Source organism: Hoskinsella mucinilytica (genome assembly GCF_045223415.1).
Classification (GTDB): Bacteria; Bacillota_I; Bacilli_A; order Erysipelotrichales; family Erysipelotrichaceae; genus Hoskinsella; species Hoskinsella mucinilytica.
This window is the reverse complement of record NZ_JBEQZJ010000002.1, coordinates 44,478-64,673: the sequence shown is the minus strand read 5'-3', so window position 1 is coordinate 64,673 and position 20,196 is coordinate 44,478. Positions and strand designations below refer to the sequence as shown.

General features: G+C 36.3%; 13 protein-coding genes and 1 tRNA gene. 8 read left to right on the top strand and 6 right to left on the bottom strand.

Annotated elements, in window-relative coordinates; translation table 11 throughout:
• Positions 1-43 precede the first annotated feature (43 nt).
• Genes UGRO018_RS01025 through UGRO018_RS01015 form a run of 3 tightly spaced genes read left to right on the top strand, consistent with a single transcriptional unit; the run spans position 44 to position 9,064 of the window.
• Positions 44-568, top strand: coding sequence for a hypothetical protein (locus UGRO018_RS01025; RefSeq protein ID WP_416324583.1), 525 nt, complete (start codon positions 44-46; stop codon positions 566-568).
• Between the two features lie 15 nt (positions 569-583).
• Positions 584-1,414 carry a hypothetical protein gene (locus tag UGRO018_RS01020; RefSeq protein WP_416324582.1) on the top strand — a complete coding sequence of 277 codons (831 nt, stop codon included), beginning with the start codon at positions 584-586 and terminating at the stop codon, positions 1,412-1,414.
• An 18-nt stretch (positions 1,415-1,432) separates the two neighbouring features.
• Entirely contained in the window at positions 1,433-9,064 is a 7,632-nt protein-coding gene (locus UGRO018_RS01015; protein ID WP_416324581.1) for a leucine-rich repeat protein, read from the top strand.
• 565 nt (positions 9,065-9,629) lie between these two features.
• Here UGRO018_RS01015 and UGRO018_RS01010 read toward each other — a convergent pair.
• Positions 9,630-9,713 (bottom strand) — tRNA-Leu (locus tag UGRO018_RS01010).
• Positions 9,714-9,880: 167 nt separating this feature from the next.
• On the opposite strand from UGRO018_RS01010, the gene UGRO018_RS01005 reads away from it, so the two are divergent.
• From UGRO018_RS01005 to UGRO018_RS00995, 3 genes are all read left to right on the top strand, one after another.
• Positions 9,881-10,414: a metallophosphoesterase family protein gene (locus UGRO018_RS01005; protein WP_416324580.1), complete on the top strand. Its 534-nt coding sequence runs from the start codon at positions 9,881-9,883 to the stop codon at positions 10,412-10,414.
• Positions 10,415-10,419: 5 nt separating this feature from the next.
• On the top strand, positions 10,420-11,364 hold the full coding sequence (locus tag UGRO018_RS01000; RefSeq protein WP_416324579.1) for an NAD(P)-dependent oxidoreductase: 945 nt from the start codon (positions 10,420-10,422) through the stop codon (positions 11,362-11,364).
• Positions 11,365-11,466: 102 nt separating this feature from the next.
• Positions 11,467-12,777, top strand: coding sequence for an MFS transporter (locus tag UGRO018_RS00995; RefSeq protein ID WP_416324578.1), 1,311 nt, complete (start codon positions 11,467-11,469; stop codon positions 12,775-12,777).
• Positions 12,778-12,821: 44 nt separating this feature from the next.
• On the opposite strand, the gene UGRO018_RS00990 is transcribed toward UGRO018_RS00995, so the two are convergent.
• From UGRO018_RS00990 to UGRO018_RS00980, 3 genes are all read right to left on the bottom strand, one after another.
• The gene (locus UGRO018_RS00990; protein WP_416324641.1) at positions 12,822-12,998 is read right to left on the bottom strand and encodes a serpin family protein; all 177 of its coding nucleotides are present in this window, start codon (positions 12,996-12,998) and stop codon (positions 12,822-12,824) included.
• 16 nt (positions 12,999-13,014) lie between these two features.
• Positions 13,015-13,542 (bottom strand): adenylate kinase, encoded by a 528-nt coding sequence (locus UGRO018_RS00985; protein WP_416324577.1) that lies wholly within the window; start codon positions 13,540-13,542, stop codon positions 13,015-13,017.
• Between the two features lie 81 nt (positions 13,543-13,623).
• Positions 13,624-15,543 (bottom strand): aconitate hydratase, encoded by a 1,920-nt coding sequence (locus UGRO018_RS00980; protein ID WP_416324576.1) that lies wholly within the window; start codon positions 15,541-15,543, stop codon positions 13,624-13,626.
• Between the two features lie 131 nt (positions 15,544-15,674).
• On the opposite strand from UGRO018_RS00980, the gene UGRO018_RS00975 reads away from it, so the two are divergent.
• Positions 15,675-17,009 carry a citrate synthase gene (locus UGRO018_RS00975; protein WP_416324575.1) on the top strand — a complete coding sequence of 445 codons (1,335 nt, stop codon included), beginning with the start codon at positions 15,675-15,677 and terminating at the stop codon, positions 17,007-17,009.
• 2 nt (positions 17,010-17,011) lie between these two features.
• Positions 17,012-18,010: an isocitrate/isopropylmalate dehydrogenase family protein gene (locus UGRO018_RS00970; protein WP_416324574.1), complete on the top strand. Its 999-nt coding sequence runs from the start codon at positions 17,012-17,014 to the stop codon at positions 18,008-18,010.
• Between the two features lie 48 nt (positions 18,011-18,058).
• On the opposite strand, the gene UGRO018_RS00965 is transcribed toward UGRO018_RS00970, so the two are convergent.
• Both UGRO018_RS00965 and proB read right to left on the bottom strand, forming a co-directional pair.
• Positions 18,059-19,303 (bottom strand): glutamate-5-semialdehyde dehydrogenase, encoded by a 1,245-nt coding sequence (locus tag UGRO018_RS00965; RefSeq protein WP_416324573.1) that lies wholly within the window; start codon positions 19,301-19,303, stop codon positions 18,059-18,061.
• Complete coding sequence (proB, locus tag UGRO018_RS00960; RefSeq protein ID WP_416324572.1) at positions 19,294-20,094, bottom strand: glutamate 5-kinase; 801 nt, start codon at positions 20,092-20,094, stop codon at positions 19,294-19,296. Before proB ends, UGRO018_RS00965 begins: the two co-directional genes overlap by 10 nt.
• Positions 20,095-20,196 lie beyond the last annotated feature (102 nt).

Here is a 20,196-nt window from a genome sequence, read left to right as displayed (position 1 = left end):
ATCAGGTAGTATCTGAGAGAGGAAGAACTAGAGGTGCAATAGAATGAGAAAGAAAACAACAATACAGAAAACAGCAATCGGATTAGTGTTGATACTGTTGGTCATGGGTACCGTGACATTAGCACGCTATGCTTCCTCAGTGGAAGGACAAGGTACTGCAATTACTGCAAGATTTGTAAATGCGTCAACATTTCAAATTAACGATGTAGAAATGCCAACACAGCCAGGAACTTCTACGGAAATAGCATTTGATGTCGCTAATTATGATACGACAGGATCTGCTGAAGTCAAAATGACCTATACCTTTATTGCTGAATCAACAGGTAATATCCCATTGAAATTTACTTTTACTCCTGTTAATTCAAATCCTACAGAAGATACGACAAATATGATCAGTCAAACCATAGAAGCAAATACTGAAACAAAGGCAGGAACACTTAATTTAAATGATAGAAAACATTCTTATAAATTAAAAATAGAATGGCCATCGTCTGAGAATGCATCAGAACTTAGCACCGAAATAGACTATGTCAGAATCAGAATAATAACCAAACAGGCAATGAGTTAAGAAAGGGGTACAAGTATGAAAAAGCAGAATATAGGTAACAAACGAACAATGCTTATCTTAAAAATACTATCCCTTTGTGTAATTGTTATGATTATCTTAGGTGGTGTTTCATTCGCTAAATTTATAAGCGAGACTAAGTCAGATAAACATATGATCAGACCAGAAAATTTCTATTTTGCATCTGATTCCTTACAGGAAGGGACGGCCATGACACATGAAATGAATAATTGGAATATGAGTAAAGATTATACTGTGGTTCTTGATATTAGAAATTGGCAAGATAGCTTAAGAACATCAAGTATTGATATTGATTACACAATAACCGTAGATGATGCACAGTTAAATTTACAAGTAAATGAACAAAACATCAGTAATGGAGCTACCCTCAAGTTAAGTTCGGCAACTGAAACAACGGATAAAGTTATCATTACTGTTCCTGGTGGACATGTACCTACTAATCATACGTTCAAAGTAACTGCGGTTGCGAAACCAAGTTCTGAAAACACAGGTTTTACACAGACACTCTTAGGAGAATTTAAGTTGATTGAGAAAACGACGACCTTTGATGCTGAATTAGAAAAGCATAATAATTACATTGATATACGTATTGGTGTTGCAGGAGAAACCAATGTAGCAATCACATGGCCTTCATGGGTAACGATCGATACGACAGATCAGCTTCTTTCAAATGTAACAGGCAAGAACACAACATTTCATTTAGCGCAGGATTCCAGTCATATTGTCCGATTCTTTGTGACTGATACGATAAAGGAAAGTGAGTATTTTACAGTTACAGCAAACGGTAGAACAGCACGAATTGATGTGCTTGGACAGATATCCAATTAGGTAAGGGAGGCTAAAATTATGAACAGAAAGAAGAGTCACAACAAAAACTTAAAGCTTTTTATTGCTTCTCTTTTTCTTGTAGGAAGCTTATTAGGATTATTGTTAAATGATGATAAATATTTATTTGCTTTTCAAGAGGAAGAAATCATTGCTTCAATACCAATAGGTGTTAATGATGATAATGTAAAAGCGATACTAACAAAGGATGGAACACTTACATTAAGTGGTGAAGGAGACATCAGAAACTTTACAGCGGATACAACACCATTATTAGAATATCAAAGTCAGATCAGTCAAGTGGTCATAGAAGATGGTATCACTTCAATTGGAGATTATCTTTTCTATAACTGTGAAGGGTTGGATGACACATTGGAAATACCGGCTACCGTGATTCATATTGGTAATGGTGCATTTTATGGAAGTGATGAAAGGAATGCACCTCAGTTTATGAAGATCATTAATTATTTCAAATCAGCAGATATTTCTGTAAATGTTGAAAAAAAGGATATTGATAATGAAGGAAACGAACCCACGAGTGAGGAGGATAAGGGTATAGCGATAGACCCAGTCATGGAAGTGAAAACAATCACAGAACAACAAATGGGTAGTAATGTATTCTTTTCTACTCTTCATGGTGGTTTTGAGTGTGAAGATAGTAATGCATCCTTTATTCAAGTTATGAATGATGCCGGATATCAAAAAGCTGAAAGATTTGTTACGGTAAAGCTGGACGATGTTTTAACAAGAAATCTTCCTGTATTTGACAGTTCTGTTTTTGTCCCATTACAACCAGTAACAGGATTAACAAATCCAAGTATGGATGATGCTTTACATGAATCAAAATTTATTGGATGGACCTATCAAGGAAAAGAAGTCAATGAAGAGGAACGGTTGGTAATTGATGATACAATTGATACTATTTTATTGAATTCAAGATGGGAAACAAAAGCAACTCTTGAACCTGAAATCAGGCAATCAATAAAAGAAAATAAAACAACTTATTCTATCTTCAATAAGATAACTGATACCGAAATTGCTGATATACAGGGATATGTCATGTCCTATCAGTGGCAGATCAAGACCTTAGATAGTGATTGGAAAGATATTGAAGGAGAAACAAAATCTACACTTATTAGAGAATCAAATGAAAATGATCATACTTCTTTGTTTAGAGCAATCATCTCTGTATCAAAGCAAAGCAAGGCAAGAACGGTCGCTAATCCTACAACCTTTACAACAAATGAAATAACTGGAATTGATGCGGCGAAACCTATTACAGTTACTTATACAGAATCTTCAAATACAGATAAGAAATATTATGCAGAAGGTCAATTTGAGCCAGATAAAAATATGTTTACAGCACCTAATAACAAAGTATTCACAGGTTGGAAAGTAACATCTATTAATGGAATTACAGCTACATATCCTTCAGGAAAGGCTCTTGCAGTTAATGATATAGTGAAACCAGATACGATAAAATTTAATCTAGGGCTTTTATCAGCAAACACAACTGGAACTCTAGAATTAGAAGCACAATGGGCTGATTTTACGATTGTTTATGTTAATCAGACAAGTGGTAATGATGGTAACAACGGAACCCAAGTATCACCTTACAAAACACTAGAAAAGGCATTTTCGGTTTTACCACTTAATGGGACTGTAGAAACTAATATTATTGAGATACAATCCAATTATAATCAAACATCTGTTAGTTATTATGGATGGCCAGATACTACTTCTGAAGGAAGAAATGCAACACTTCAAGGTACGACAAAGGATGTAATATTATGTTTTTCTGGAAGTTTCCATTTAAAAGCTGATACTAGATTTAGAAATCTTGTTATTGATTCAACAAAAGATGGTTTAAACTGGGGAGCTAATGGAAATAATATTACTTTTGATGAAGGGACGAGCATTGGTGATCATATTAATCTTACACAATATTCACAAGCAGCTGGATTTCCAGCAGGTAGAAAAAATATCGATTGTGCAATGGGTAGATGGTCAGGATCTTTACAAGGGATGCCGTCAAATGCATCTTATAGACATGGGTTATCTCTAGATGATCCAGTTGTTTTTACATCTAATAGCGATGGTGTCGATTTTGCACGTTTGGCAGGCGATGGAAGAAATGCGACAAATACTTCAAGCAGCAGATATCTTAGTATTGTAATGAATATAAATAAGGGAAAATTTGGTGCAATTGGAATAGGCTCGTCAGCAAGTCAGACAACTTATGGTAATGCCATTGTGAATGTATCTGGTACTGCTGAAATATATTGCTTAGTTGGTGCAGGTCAAACAAGTACTGGTGACTATCATGTTGGACAAATTGTTCAGTTTAATGTGACAGGTGGAAGCATTGAAAAACTATATACAGCAGGAATGGGGAAAGATATGAATGTCAATGTGAATGTATATGGCAATGTGGAATCTAATATAAAAGGTGGTAAAATCAATCAACTTTATGGTGGTGGAGCGAGCTCCAAATTTTATGGTAGTACTACTGTTACCGTAGAGGGAGATGCTGTCATTGATACATTCTATGGAGGTGGTCATGGATTTTCTGAATTTATTTCATCAGGATGGTACTCAAATTATGGCTTAGTAGATGGAAATATAACTCTCAATATCTTAGGTGGAACAATCAATCATGATGTATATTGCGGCGGTATTGGTGCAAAGCAATCAGCTAATTCAGGCAGAACTACTGGAAATATTACTTTAAATATGAGTGGGGGTACTATCAAAGGCAATCTATTTGGTGCAGGTAAAGGTATTGCAGATAGTGGTTATGAATCTTATGGTAGAGTGGAAGGTTCTACTACTATGAATATAACGGGTGGAACTATTGAGGGAAATGTTTACGGCGGTGGAGAAGTAGGAACATTATTAGGAAGTTCTACTATCAATATATCTGGTGGAAGTATCAATGGTGATTTGTTTGGTGCAGGAAACAATATAGGAGTACCTTCATCTAAAATAAGTCTGTCAGGTTCTCCTACCATTGGTGCAAACATATACGGAGGAAGCAATAATAAAGGTAGCACGACTACTTCTGTAATTGATATTAAGGGGTCTGTTGCAAATAGTGTTTATGCAGGAGGTAAGGGAGAAAATACTTCTGTTACAAATGCAACATTAAATGTTGAAAGTGGTGCAGATATTGCTGGAAATGCATTCGGTGGTTCAGAAAAAGGTACTGTTACAAATTCCACTGTTAATTTGAATGGTGGATATGTAAAGAATGCTTTTGGTGGATCTGATCAAGCAAGTATCACTGGCGATGTTAAGATCACTTCTTTGGCTGGATCAAGTGCTGGCAATATTTATGCCGGATGTAATTCATCAGGTAGTGTTCATTCTCCTATATTAAATCTAGCAGGTAAAGCTGATAATGTGTTTGGTGGTGGAAATGCTACTGATAAGACACAGGCTGATGTTACTGGAGTATCAACGATAACAGTTACTTCTGATAGTGCTAATAAAATCAGTAATGTGTATGGTGGCGCAAATTCTTCCGGTCTTGTAAAAGCTCCAGTTATCAATATCAAAGGATATGCTGGTAATGTCTATGGCGGAGGATATGGAGCAGATACAACTACAGAATCTCCTACTATAACTACTCAAAATGCTTTTGTCGACAATGTTTATGGCGGAGGTAATAAAGGTCTGGTTACTGATACAAATGTACTCATTGATACAGGCTCTAATGTAACAAATGCTTTTGCCGGCGGAAATGAAGCCGGTGTTGATGGAACAGTTAAGATTCAGGCAACTTCTACAGCTACTGTTCAAAATATGTATGGTGGTTCCAATAATAATGGGACTGTGAAAAATCCACAGATACAGGTAGACGGTTCTGTAGGATCAATTCCTAAAGTAACCAATGTCTATGGTGGTGGATATGGTCAATCTACAGTAACGGAAAGCCCTGTGATCAAGATTGATGGCTATGCAACAATAGAGAATGTCTATGGTGGTGGAAATCTTGGTCAGACTTCAAATGCAAGCATTACAGTTGGTAATACAAATAACGGCACTGATACAGGAGTGATAGATAAGGTCTTTGCAGGAGGAGATCAGGCTGGTATCACCGGAAAGAGTGATGTAATCATCAATCCATCTATGAAGGTCACAAGTCTTTATGGTGGTTCTAATAATTCAGGTGATGTAGAAGACGTTGACTTAACGATCAATGGTACAGTAGGGACAGTGTACGGTGGTGGTCTTGGTAATGGTACGAAAACATATACTCCTGTTATTATCGTTAATAATGGTGCTAAGATAACCAATCTCTATGGTGGTGGAGATGAAGGAAGAACTTTTACATCATCTCATATCACATTGAAGGAAGGCTCTGTCGTTAATGAAAATGTCTATGGAGCAGGAAATCAGGTAGGTATCGAAGATAAACAGAATGCAGGGATTGGAAATGCGCCAGAGAGTGATAGCTACATCACGGTGGATGAAGGTGCCATTGTGCAGGGAAATATTTACGGAGGTAGTAATCAAAGAGGAACCGTAAAAGGAGTTTCAAACCTAACCATAAATGGAAAAGTAACAGGAAATGTATTTGGTGGTGGAAAAGGTGTCAATACACAGGTATTCAATACAAAAATCAATATGAGTGCTACTGCTACTGCGAAAAATGTCTATGGTGGTTCTGAAGAAGGTAGTATCGAGGATTCAACGTTGATTGAGATACAAGGTAGTAAGATTGCTGAAAGTGTCTACGGTGCCGGCTTTGGCGCTACATCGAATGTCAAGAAAGATGTCTATATCGTTATTGCAGATGCATCTATCAGTGGTAATGTCTTTGGTGGAGGAAGCCAAGGTACGGTTGGAAGAGATACACATGTAGATATTATCAGTGGAACAATAGGAACTGCTTCAAATAGAGATACAGGAAATGTCTTCGGTGGATCGGATAGTGCAATCGTGTCAGGGAATACCAAAGTGCATGTAGGTAAATTTGCAGCAGATGGAAATACGGTAGGTATTAAACCTATAAGTAACGAAATCACGATTATGCAGTCAATCTTTGGAGGTGGGAATAAAGCAGCTTCTGGAACTTCCTTTGATGCTTCTAACCCATATGTATTGGGCGATGCAGAAGTGAATGTAGATGCAGAGTCTTACACAACATTCAACGTTGGAGAAAGTTTGTTTGGAGATGGAAACAAATGTGTTGTATCAGGAAATCGTACTTTTATTCTTAAGAATTATGAAGCAGCACTCTTGTCTATTCAGCGAGCAGATACGCTAACGATTGAAAAAAGTAAGATAGAGATTAGCGGAACAACAGATAGTGCAAACTTGATTGCGACTTCTCAATATTCATTGAATAGAATTGGAAATCTGATATTAAAAGATGGAAGTGAAGTCAAACTGCAAACACCTGCGAACCTATTATTAGGTATTGAGAGTCAAGATGGTGCTGGGAATGTAACTACAGCATCCAATGCATTAACGATTAACAATACGATCTATATGCAGCAGGGAGAAGCACTGGAATTGCGTACCAATGAGGACGTATCTCGTCCGGGCTATGGTGATGTCAAAGGCTTTACCTTATTAGGACGTTATGATAAAGATGGTAATAATCTTGAAAAAGGTATCTATATTCTAGGTGGTATGGGTTCAGATGATGACAGTGGATTCTATTATGCTAATGCTACAGATGCAGATCAAGGCATTACATGTCATGAAAAAATAACACCTACGCATGATAAAGAAGGAACAGTATGGAGAAACTGGAAAGTTGCAAATGCTTTGCTTAACAGACAGGCAAAATTAACCATGTCAGATAAGCCTACTGGAGGAAAAACAGCCCAACTTGAAGGAGATTCCGCAGATGGTTCCATTTATCGTTTGGATACTTCATCCTTACAAATTAAGACACAAAATGGATCATCTGAAACATTCACAATCAAAGAAGAAGGGCAATTAACATCAACAGATGATGTTAATACCACGTTAGGTCTGTCTATCAGCACTGGACAAAATGGTTGGTTGGAACAGCGAAAAGCTGGTTATATTGTCGGAAGTAGTAATGGGACTGGAAAACAGATTGTTGTGGATGAAGTCAATCAAGGGGAAATGCGTTCTATTAATGGAGGAACGGCAAATCCAATCATACAGGTGGATCTTTCTAATCTTGATGGTATCAGCACAACAGATTCATCAGCACCCCTGCAGGTAACATTTACTATAGATATGATCAAACTACAGCCAGATGGTTCAGAAATTGAAACAGGTAAAATGAATGTGACTTTGGATATCATAAGAGAACAACATCAAGAATATACAGATGTTGCGTTACAATCAGGCAAGAAATATGATCGAGCCGGACAAACATATACCTATAATTCAGCAAGCCCTCAAGTAGGTATCACAATATCAAAAGAGAGTTCTGTAACTTTACAATATGCACGGCAGGGGCAATTAAAAGATATACCTGCTGATCATACATTATCTTTCTCAACAACACTTCCGGAAGGAACAACGATTCTGATGGTAGATAAAAAAGGAACACATGATGAATATTATGAATACACAGTTCCTACTGGCGGTAAATCACAGATCAATCTTAGTAATTTCATCAAAAATGAAACAGCGAATACGCAGTATCAACCTGTAAGAGAGAAAGGACAAAAGGAAAACTTCATCTTTGTCATAGACTTCGCACAAGCAACTACATTTACAGCAGATTCCATCACTGTAACACTCGATGCTGTAAGTAGTTCTGGTAGTTCTGTATACAATGCAACAATGTCAACCGTATTTGCGGTTCATGGTGATAAGAAAGAATATTCATTAAGCAGTGAGAAAGCTTCTGGGACAGTTACTTTAACACCGGATTACCCAATGAATACGACGTTTCAAATAGACTTAAAAACTGCTGTTCAAAATGCAAATGCAGGAATCGATACCACTGGTGATGGGCGACAGATGGGCGTGAAAGTGAAATTGTTTAACAAGGATTTGAACCGTTATATTGATATACCACAGACGTGGAAAATTATTAGTAATGGTGTTCGTTATAGTACATCAGGGGATAGTTTAACAGTCGTACTTGCAGATCAAATGACAGAGGCTACATCAAATATTTATGTATCCATGGATAATCTAAGTAATGTGCCATCTGGCAACTATCGTTTTGATATTGAACTTGTCAGTGGAGCATTGGCAAACTATCCAGGTGATACCTCGGCGAAAACAGTATCGAATGTGCAATATAACTTTAAATTAAAGGATTATCGCTATTCCATTGCTGTAGAAATGCTTACACCTGATGAGCCTATATTCAAAATAGATGAGACAGATAGAACTATCAATGCGTTGATTACTAAGGTGGCTCAAGGTGGTGCGGATACAAGTGAAGTGACTGTAAAACAGGTTGTTTCTAAAAAGAATCCTAATACAAAGGAATACGAGGATTTAAATTTATCTGATGTATTTAATGGAACCTTACAAGAAGAGTTAAGCTGGAAAACGAATAAACAGACATATCAATTAAAAGACGATTTAGAGACAGGAACTTATCGTATCACTTATACGATCAAAACAAAAGTAGAAATCAATGGAACGATAGTTGAAAAAAATGCAGGAACGGAAACAATGAATTTCATTGTAACAAAAGATTAATATAAACAGAGGAAGATGCAGGATGGTAGGCTTATATCATCCTCTGTTTTTTACTAACTTCACTGAGATTTGTTGTTTATAGGAAGAAATTAATAAATTACAAACGATATGTTATATTACATAGGTATAGAGGTGAATATAGTTTCATTATTAGACCATTTGGGATACTTTGGATATGATGGTGAGAGGGAAGAAGTCTATATAAAGAAGTAGAAGATCCATTTATTTAGTCAAATAGGAATCGTCATTAGGATGATGTGAGTAAAACTATGATCAATTTTAAAAGCATTATGGAAGAAAGATAAGGATAAGGTTGAACAGTAAATCATTTGTTTATCCTTAAAGGTACTATAAATTTTTAAAGTATTTTTTGTGATGAATAGAACAATAAAGTAGAACAATTAATATATCCGTATTTTGCTAGATTAGGTTTCTTGTTATGTGATAGTTGAAGTAGATAAATATGAAAAACTCCCTTATAAGTGTGAGGGAGCTTTTGTTTATTCATATAAAACTGTCTAAAAGATATAAAAAAAAGCCTTTTTACAAGGCTGATTTTACAAAATGGTGCGGGCGACAGGACTTGAACCTGCACGCGCAAGGCACTAGATCCTAAGTCTAGCGTGTCTGCCAATTTCACCACGCCCGCATTTGCTTTGATATTATAACATCATATTTTTGACATTGCAACAGTTTTTTTCAAAAAGATGTATTATTGCGATAAAAATTGATACAGAAAATGATAAGATAAAATATCTAATTAGAAAAGCATATCGTTTTAAATAAAATAGGTTATAATTATTTTAGGTGATGGTCATGAAAATATTAATATTAAGTGATACTCATGGAGAACTAGATGCTACAAGAGAAGTAATTCATGAGCATAGCGATGCGGATCTAATGATTGATCTAGGTGATATTGGGTTTGATTTAAAAGAACTGGATGGTTTTGTTATAGTGAAAGGAAATCATGATAAGGCAACAAAGCTTCCAAGAGAAAAAGTCATTGAAGTAATGGGGCATCGCATACTTTGTACGCATGGAGATATGTTTGAAGCTGAGACGATAGAAGAGGTTTTCGCAATGAAAACAGATAAAGACTGTGATATCATGCAACTATGCATGGAAACCTTGTATCGTCATATTGTACGCTATGCGAAAAAGAAGCAATGTGATATCGTATGTTTTGGACATACGCATATACGAATACATGAGATAAGAGATGGTGTCACTCTTGTAAATCCGGGATCTTTATTGTTTGGAATGGATGGGAATGATAAAAGCTATGCCATTATGAAGCTGGAACGATCCTCTATTGAAGTGGAATTTTATGATAGGAAAGGAAAATAAGAAGAATGAATATTGTTTGTGTGAATATAGGAAAAATTAATTATGATGGAAAGTTGGATATCCATTGTATACCAGGTAACGTAACGTGCTATGATGACAGCACTCCCAAGCAACTATTAGAAAGAATTCAGGATGCGGATATTGTTGTAACAAAGGAATATTTGATAACGAAAGAGATGATCGATCAGTTTCCATCAAACGTTAAAATGATTTGTGAAGCAGGAACAGGCTATAATAATATTGATCTATCTGCTTGTAAGGAAAAAGGAATCATGGTTTGCAATACACCTGCGTATTCTACCAAAAGAGTAGCTCATACGGTTATTTTATTGATGTTGATGTTGGCTAGCTCTATGACCAAACAACAAAGAATGCTGTTTGAAAAGGATCATCGTAACTTTGTGGAACATATGATGGTAGATCATATTGAATTGAATGATAAAACGATTGGAATCATAGGAGAGGGAAATATCGGTAAAGAGGTTATTAAGATAGCACAAGTATTGGATATGAAGGTGTTGGTGTATACAAGAACACCAAAAGATAGTCAAGGGGTCACTTATGTTTCTTTAGAAGACTTGTTGAAACAAAGTGATGTCGTGTCTCTCCATTGTCCTTTGACGACAGAAACAAAGCATTTGATAAATACAAATACGCTACGATTGATGAAGCCTACGGCTTTTTTGATCAATACATCAAGAGGTGCATTAGTTGATGAGGAAGCATTGATCATGGCTTTAGAAGCAGATGTAATCGCAGGTGCTGGATTAGATGTGCAAGAAATAGAACCTCCAAGAGAGGATCATCCTTTTTACAACATGGATCGTGTTGTATTGACACCACATATGGGATGGCGTGGTCTAGAAACAAGACAGCGATTATTGCGACTTGTGGGAGAAACCATTCAAGCATTTATGGAAGGAAAAGCCATCCATGTTGTTTCAAAATGATTGAAAAAAAATACATAAGAATTGTGAAAAGATGGTAAAGAAGATAGGAATGGTATGAAAAACTTGATATAATAAAATCAAGAGAAAAGAGAGGGTTTCCTTATGTTATTGAAGATGCTGAAAAAAATGGGTTTTACCAAGGAAGAAGCTAGCTGGATTTTATATGATGTTGGAAATAGTGCTCAGGTATTAACGACCTGTACTGTGATCTTCCCCTTGTTGATTGCGAAAATTACACCAGGAGATAGTAGTGTTTATGTAGGGTGGGCAAATGCAGTTTATGCAATCATTCTTGCGCTGATATCACCTGTATTGGGAACCATGGCAGACTATAAAGATACCAAAATGAAAATGTTTAAGTTTTTCTTGTTTATTGGAATCGCTGGTGGTTTTGGTTTGGCACTTCCATTCATTGATTATAAGATGGCAATCGTTATATTTGTGATCGCAATGTTAGGATATAATGGATCGATCATTTTCTATGATGCGTTTATTGTTGATGTTTGTGACGATGATCGTGTTGATAAAGTATCTGCTGCCGGATATGCATGGGGTTATATTGGTAGTGTATTACCATTCTTGATTTTCATTATTCCTTTTGCAGCGGTAACCTTGTTTGGAGATGCCAATGGGGATTTAGCTCTAGGTAGTTTTACATTAACCTATCGTATGGCATGTGGTATTACCATGGGATTGGCGGTAATATGGTGGTTGATCTATTCAAGACCAATGTTGAAAAATGTAAAACAGACACATTATCATGAACCGGTACCACATGTTGTTAGGGAATCTTTCTCTCATTTATACCATACCTTTCGAGATGTAAAGAAGAATAAAAATATCTTTTTATTCTGTATTTCCTATTTCTTTTATATCGATTGTGTGAATACAGTTATCAAAATGGCAGTATCTTTGGCAACAGAAATGGGAATTGGCGATGTCATGAGTTTGGTGGTTGTTATTTTTATCAATATCATTGCTTGTCCTGCCTCTATTTATTTTGGTAGATTGGTAGGTCGATTCGGATCTAAAAAAATGATTTACTCAGGTATTTTTGGTTATGTTGGTGTTGTTTTAGCGGGAGCTATGATTCAAACATATCCTAGTTTTATCTGGGTGGTTGCGGTATTGGTTGGTTTGTTTCAAGGTGGAATTCAATCAGTATCCAGAAGTTATTTTGCTAAATTAATTCCGGATAAAGCAGATAGCAATGAATTTTTTGGTTTCTTCTCTGTATTCTCTAAATTCTCAGCTATCTTAGGTCCTATTGCAGTATCTGTTATTATCATGATTACAGGGGAAACACGTTATGGAATTCTTGGTTTGATTCCAATGATGTTACTAGGTGCAATCTTCTTGGCTTTTGTAAAAGATCCGGAAAGCGAACAGAAATTCCATAGAAAAAAGAAATAAGTATTGAGATAAAAAAACAAAGACTGGCGTAACTTGCCGGTCTTTTATGCAGTTGTGGGATCTTGTACATATCCGATGAAAAGAGGAATACCATCCTTTGAAGTGATGCTGTATATAAAGGGATGATCAACATTCATGAGAATTGGTTCGGTTGTTTGTGCAATACCGGTCGTATAAAACAATACTTCATAAGATGAAGCTTCTACACCGAATTCATTGATTCAGGAAGCGGTTATCTTAATCAAAAAGATCTTCTAACGTAGGATGTTCAAGATCGTAATGATCATGGATATATCGATAAGGAAGATGATAGGTTTGACATCCTTCTAGATAATATCGATTATCTTCGATAAGCGTTTGCATAGATAGCTCATCGGTGAAACGTTGCTCTATGATGTTGGCATGGGATTGGATGATCTGAAATTGCTGTTTGATATATGCTTCACTCATGACCAATGCAATATAACGGATATCAGTTTGGTAATTTTGGTCAAAATCTTGTTTCCATGTAAATGGAATATAACAACCTTCTATGATGAGATCTTGTTTGTTTTCAATTGCTGTTTTGATGATTTCTTTTATGATTGGCCATAAATAATCAACAAGTAAAGCATCATCTTGTGGTGTTAAGGAAGTTTGTTTACTACGTATCAATCCCATCTTTAAATGATCAAGGGATAAATAGGGGATATGATAGGTTTCCAATAAGGTTTGAGCAAGCTTGGTTTTTCCGGTATGTGTAGCACCGGTAATGATGTATATCATATAATCACCTCTAGTGTCATTGTAACATATAAATGAAAAGATGAAAGCTATGTACGTATGTACGCCTTCATCTTTTTAAGCTTATTGATTTTGTCGAATCAAATTTAAGGTTCCACCAGCCTTGATGGTATCGATATCAAGTTGTGTTAAGTTATGTTCAACTTCAAAGGTAGTGCCTTTGGTAACATTCGTTACAACAATTGGTGTGTTTTCTTTTAAATCATGAAGACCTGTTAGCTTCAATTCATCCATCTCATCGATCGTGTCATAATCGGCTTCGTTAACAAAGGTGAATGGAATGATGCCGAAGTTGACTAAATTGGCACGATGGATTCTGGCAAAGCTTTTTGCGATAACAGCTTTGATACCTAAATACATAGGTGCAAGTGCTGCATGTTCACGTGAACTTCCTTGACCATAATTGCTTCCGGCAATGATGAATCCTCCACCATTAGCAAGACAATCATCATGGAAACTGGCTTTTACATTCATGAAGATAAATTCAGATATTTTCTCAATATTAGAACGATAAGGAAGAACCTTAGCTCCAGCAGGAGCGATATGATCGGTCGTAATATTATCATCGACTTTGATCATGACCTTTTTGTCAATCGTATCATCTAGTGGTGTATTGATTGGTAATGGTTTGATGTTAGGTCCACGTATTACTTCTGTTTCTGCTGCGATTTTTGCATCAGGTTCAATGATCATACTATCATCAATCGTGAAGAATTCAGGATCAGAAGGCACTTCAAAATCAATGGTTCTAGGATCAACAATATATCCGGCTATAGCACTGGCAGCTGCTGTCTCAGGCGATACCAAGCAAACCTTAGCACTTAACGTACCGCTTCTTCCATAAAAGTTACGATTAAAGGTACGTAATGATAATGCGTTGGTAATTGGAGATTGTCCCATACCGATACAAGGTCCACAAGTTGTTTCCAATATTCTAGCACCTGCTGAAATCATGGTAGATAAACCGCCATTGCTGGCAATCATATTCAATACCTGACGAGAACCTGGTGAGATAACCAAAGATACATCAGGATCAACTGTGTTTCCTTTTAAGATATTCGCAACACTCATCATGTCACGATAGCTAGAATTGGTACAGCTTCCGATAGCGACCTGATCGACCTTTAAATTTAAGACTTCACTAATAGGTAATACATTATCAGGCATATGAGGCATTGCAATCATAGGTTCTAATGTATCTAGATCGATTTCAATGGTTTCGTCATAAACCGCATCCTCATCAGCTTTTAATTCTACATAATCTTCTTCTCTATGTTGTTTCTTTAAAAACTCATAGGTTAATTCATCACTAGGGAATACAGAAGTGGTTGCTCCTAACTCTGCCCCCATATTAGTGATCGTAGCACGTTGTGGTATGGTTAGATTTTTTACTCCATCTCCACTATATTCAATGACTTTTCCAACGCCGCCTTTGACACTCATGAGTTGTAATACCTTTAAGATGATATCTTTAGAACTAACTCCTTTTTGTAAGGCACCATGTAGTACGACATTGACAATTTTTGGCATATTCAAATGGAAAGCTCTTCCGGCCATAGCACAGGCAACATCCAAACCACCTGCCCCAATGGCAAGGGATCCGATACCACCTGCAGTAGGTGTATGGGAATCACTTCCTAATAATGTTTTTCCGGGTTTCGCAAAACGTTCAAGATGTACTTGATGACAAATACCATTTCCCGGTTTTGAAAAACGGACACCATGTTTCATGGCGACTGTTTGTAGATATTTATGGTCATCAGCATTTTCAAATCCACTTTGCAATGTATTGTGATCAACGTAGCTGATAGACAACTCCGTTTTCACTTGATCGACACCCATTGCTTCTAATTGCAGATATGCCATGGTTCCAGTTGCATCCTGTGTTAAGGTTTGATCGATGTGAATGGCGATTGCCTCTCCACGCTTCATTTCACCTTCTACAAGGTGTGCTTTGATAATTTTTTCAGTAATCGTTGGCATAAATTCTCTTCCTTTCCTCTATATTACAATATACGCTTTTTATTATAACATGAAAATCTGAAAATATTTCATTGACTTTATGAAAATTATGATATAATATTGAAAGAACACTGAAAGAAGGAGGTACATGCATGAATAAACAGCTGATTTCGTTGTTAAAAAAATCGCAGGAATATACGGATATTCCAAATGATTTATTTCGTAAATATGATGTAAAAAAAGGTCTTCGTAATGAGGATGGCACCGGTGTCCGTGTTGGACTTACTAAAATTGCCGATGTTGTAGGTTATCAATATGTAGAAGAAGTAAAACGGGATGCACAGGGTCAACTGTTCTATCGAGGCATTGAGCTTCGTGATATCATACATGGACGTAACTGGAACCGCCCCTATGGTTATGAGGAGGTTTGTTTTTTAATTTTATTTGGATATCTTCCTAATTTGGATGAACTAAAACAATTTACCACTTTTTTAAAGGATCATTATGAATTACCTGAAGATTTTCTTGAGACAAAATTCCTACGTATGCCAGGAAAAAATCTGATGAACCGTTTACAACAAGCGGTACTTGCTCTATATGATTATGATGTAGCTGCTGATGATATCAGTCCGGAAAATACGTTAGAGCAGGGATTGAATATACTGGCAAAACTACCAAGTATCATTTGTTATGCTTATCAAAGTAAACAACATCATTATTATAAGGAATCCTTAGTCATTCACCAATGTCAAAAAGATATGTCCATTGCAGAGAATATATTATATATGTTAAGAAATGATCATTCTTTTACACATCAGGAGGCATTGGTCTTGGATATGATGTTAATTGTTCATGCCGATCATGGTGGTGGAAATAACTCTACCTTTACCAATGTGGTTATTTCTTCTACAGGAACCGATATCTATTCCAGCATTGTCGGTGCGATCGGATCAATGAAAGGACCAAGACATGGTGGTGCCAATTTAAAGGTTGCGGGTATGATGAAGGCGGTCATTGATGAAATCGGATATTGTGAAAATGATATTGAAATCAAAGCTTTGATTTATCGTATCATGCATAAGCAATTTTATGACTATAGTGGTTTGGTTTACGGAATGGGACATGCCATTTATACCTTATCTGATCCACGTAGTGAGGTTTTACAAGAACATATTGCGAAACTTGCCCAAGAGAAAGGCAAGGTAAAAGAATATGCATTCTATAAACGATTTGAACAATGTGCAAAAGAAGTAATTTTGGATGTAAAGGGAATCAATGTTTCTAGCAATGTTGATTTTTATAGTGGTTTCGTATATCAGATTCTTGGGATTCCTGAGGATATGTATACACCATTGTTTGTTCTTGCCAGAACGGTTGGATGGTTGGCGCATAATATCGAAAACAAACTATATGATGGAAGGATCATGCGTCCTGCGACAAAATACGTCGGAACGAAAAAAGACTATAAAAAAATGGAGGAGAGATAGAAATGAAAACAATTACTGTATTTAAGGGAGATGGCATTGGACCAGAAATCTGTGATGCAACTTTAAAAATATTAGAAGCTGCGAAAGCACCACTTGAATTTGAATGTTTTGAAGTTGGAGAAGCAGAATATGAAAGAAATGGAAAATTAATTCCTGATGAAGCCTATGCTTCTTTTGAAAAAAATAAGATTTTATTGAAAGCACCAATTACCACACCAATTGGGAAAGGATTTAAATCTTTGAATGTTACACTTAGAAATAAATATGATCTTTATGCGAATATTCGTCCAGCAAAAAGCAATACAGCAGTAAAAACGCCATTTCACGATGTCGACATTGTTACTTTTAGAGAAAATACCGAGGATTTGTATGTCGGTGTTGAAGAAATGATAGATGAAAATACTGTCCATGCGACAAAAATCATTACTAGAAAAGCAAGTGAACGCATTATACGTGATGCTTTCCAGTATGCAGTGGACCATGATCGTAAAAAAGTTACCTGTGTACATAAAGCCAATATTTTAAAGATGAGCGATGGTCTTTTCTTGAACATCTTCCATGATATCGCAAAAGAATTTCCTATGATTGAAGCAGATGATAAGATCGTTGATAATGTTTGTATGCAACTTGTTATGCGACCTGAAACTTTCGATGTCATGGTAATGCCTAATTTATACGGTGATATCGTATCAGATCTGACTAGTGGATTGATTGGTGGATTAGGTTTACTTCCTAGCTGTAATCTTGGTGATGAATATGCTATGTTTGAAGCAGTTCATGGAAGTGCACCTGATATAGCCGGCAAACATGTCGCTAATCCTACCGCAATTCTATGGTCTGCATGTATGATGCTAGAATACCTTGGTGAAACAACTTGTGCAAGCAATATTCGTCAGGCAGTTGATGAGGTATTAAAGGAAGCAGAGGTCTTAACACCTGATCTTCATGGTTCATCTACTACAGAAGCTTATTGTGATGCAATCATTGCACATTTAAAATAATCATTATAGTAAAAGCTGTGTCTTCATTTTTTGTAAGACACAGCTTTTTCATTCTCTGATTTGACCATTCCCCAGAATGATATATTTCTTTGTGGTTAAGGCTTTTAATCCCATAGGACCTCTTGCATGTAGCTTTTGAGTGCTAATGCCGATTTCAGCACCAAGACCAAATTCAAATCCATCTGAGAAGCGGGTAGAAGCATTGGCATACACACAAGCACTATCTACTTCTTTTATAAATTGTTTTACAGCGCTGTAATTTTCGGAAACGATGGAATCACTATGATGCGTACTATATGCATTGATATGAGTGATTGCTTCATCTAAACTACTTACCTTTTTGATTGAAATTTCTAAATCAAGATATTCTTTTAAATAATCTTCTTCATTGGCTAAGATACAATCGGTATCTAGTGCACAAATGCTCTCATCAGCATGTATGATGACTTGATGCTTTTTCAGTTCTTGTAGCATCTTCACGATAAACTCATCTGGAATTTGTTCATGAAGCAAAACACTTTCACAGGAATTACAAACCGAAGTACGAGTTGTTTTGGCATTGATAACAATATTCAATGCTTGTTTCAAATCAGCATCTTTATCTACATAGACATGACAATTTCCTGTTCCTGTTTCCAAAACCGGAACGCTGGCATGTTCTACGGTAGCTTTGATTAAGGAAGCACCACCTCTTGGTATCAAAACATCGAGGTAATCCTTCATTCTCATCAGTTCATTACAAGTTTCTCTGGATGTATCTTCTAATAAAGAGATACAGTCAGGATTCATATGTTCTTCAATTAATGCATTGCGCATGAGGCTTACTAAGATCATATTAGAATGGATGATATCTTTACTTCCTCTTAAAATGACTGCATTACCGGCTTTTAGACATAAAATGGCAGCATCTACAGTAACATTTGGTCTTGCTTCATAAATCATACCAACAACACCTAAAGCGACCCTCATCGTACCGATCTGTAATCCACTAGGACTAGTTTTCATATCTTCGATTTCACCGATAGGATCTTCTAAATCTCTGACTTGTCGAACACCGATCACGATTTGTGTCAGACGTTCTTTTGTCAATGCCATACGATCAAGTAATCCCTCATTCATGTGATTCGCTTTTCCTGCTTCAATGTCTTTTTTGTTTTCAATCAGGATTTCTTCCATATGGGTTTCTATTTCTACTGCGATACGTTCTAGTACTGCGTTTTTCTTATTCGTTGAAGCATTCATCATTTCAGTACTTGCTATTTTAACGGCTTTACATAAATCAATCAGTTCCATGTTTTTTCCTCCTTTACGTCAAACAAGGTACCTTTATACTTGTTTTCTAAGATATCATATAAAATGGAGGGGTTTTCTCCATTGGCTATGATCATGGGGATATGGTGTTGTGATGCAAATTGTGCTGCATGAAGCTTTGTGACCATTCCACCGGTTCCTACTTTGCTTCCGGCATCTCCCGCCATTGCTAGGATATGCTCATCAATGTGGTTGACCACAGATAATAGTTTTGCATCTTCGTATTCCGATGGATTTTTATCGTATAAGCCATCAATATCGGATAAAAGAACCAATAAATCAGCATGAACCAGAAAAGCTGTAACTGCGGATAAGGTATCGTTATCACCATAAGCAATCTCATCAACAGCAACGGAATCATTCTCATTCACAACAGGAATGACTCCATATTGAAGTAGTGTTTCCAACGTATTGATTGCATTATAACGAAGCATTTCATTGGTAGTAACGGTTTTGTCTAGCAATAGCTGAGATATGGTTTGTCCAAATTGAGAGAAAAATTTATCATAGATAAACATCAATTCACATTGACCAACACTAGCAGCAGCCTGCTTTTCACGCATCAAGGAAGGGCGATCTTTCATTTTTAACTTACTTGCTCCAGCAGCAACCGCTCCACTACTGACGAGTACAACATCAATTCCTTTATTCTTTATATCGCTGAGTACCATTGCCAAACGATCGATTTTTCTTAAGTTCAATCCATTGTCTCTTGTGATGGTAGAAGAACCAACTTTGACAACGATACGCCTCACTTCTTTCATTTCTTTCATTTTTTTACAACTCCCTTTGCAAATTGTTTCTTCTATTATAGACGAGTTTATACAAACAAGCAATTAAGAAATCATAGAATCATAAAGATTTTATGAAAAATC

What these genes read in the sequence shown, in the direction of transcription:
- UGRO018_RS01020 (WP_416324582.1), top strand. Translation starts at nt 584, where the DNA reads ATGAAAAAGCAGAATATAGGTAACAAACGAACAATGCTTATCTTAAAA.
- UGRO018_RS01025 (WP_416324583.1), top strand. Translation starts at nt 44, where the DNA reads ATGAGAAAGAAAACAACAATACAGAAAACAGCAATCGGATTAGTGTTG.
- UGRO018_RS01005 (WP_416324580.1), top strand. Translation starts at nt 9,881, where the DNA reads ATGAAAATATTAATATTAAGTGATACTCATGGAGAACTAGATGCTACA.
- UGRO018_RS00980 (WP_416324576.1), bottom strand. Translation starts at nt 15,543, where the DNA reads ATGCCAACGATTACTGAAAAAATTATCAAAGCACACCTTGTAGAAGGT.
- UGRO018_RS01000 (WP_416324579.1), top strand. Translation starts at nt 10,420, where the DNA reads ATGAATATTGTTTGTGTGAATATAGGAAAAATTAATTATGATGGAAAG.
- proB (WP_416324572.1), bottom strand. Translation starts at nt 20,094, where the DNA reads ATGAAAGAAATGAAAGAAGTGAGGCGTATCGTTGTCAAAGTTGGTTCT.
- UGRO018_RS00975 (WP_416324575.1), top strand. Translation starts at nt 15,675, where the DNA reads ATGAATAAACAGCTGATTTCGTTGTTAAAAAAATCGCAGGAATATACG.
- UGRO018_RS00985 (WP_416324577.1), bottom strand. Translation starts at nt 13,542, where the DNA reads ATGATATACATCATTACCGGTGCTACACATACCGGAAAAACCAAGCTT.
- UGRO018_RS00970 (WP_416324574.1), top strand. Translation starts at nt 17,012, where the DNA reads ATGAAAACAATTACTGTATTTAAGGGAGATGGCATTGGACCAGAAATC.
- UGRO018_RS00965 (WP_416324573.1), bottom strand. Translation starts at nt 19,303, where the DNA reads ATGGAACTGATTGATTTATGTAAAGCCGTTAAAATAGCAAGTACTGAA.
- UGRO018_RS00995 (WP_416324578.1), top strand. Translation starts at nt 11,467, where the DNA reads ATGTTATTGAAGATGCTGAAAAAAATGGGTTTTACCAAGGAAGAAGCT.
- UGRO018_RS01015 (WP_416324581.1), top strand. Translation starts at nt 1,433, where the DNA reads ATGAACAGAAAGAAGAGTCACAACAAAAACTTAAAGCTTTTTATTGCT.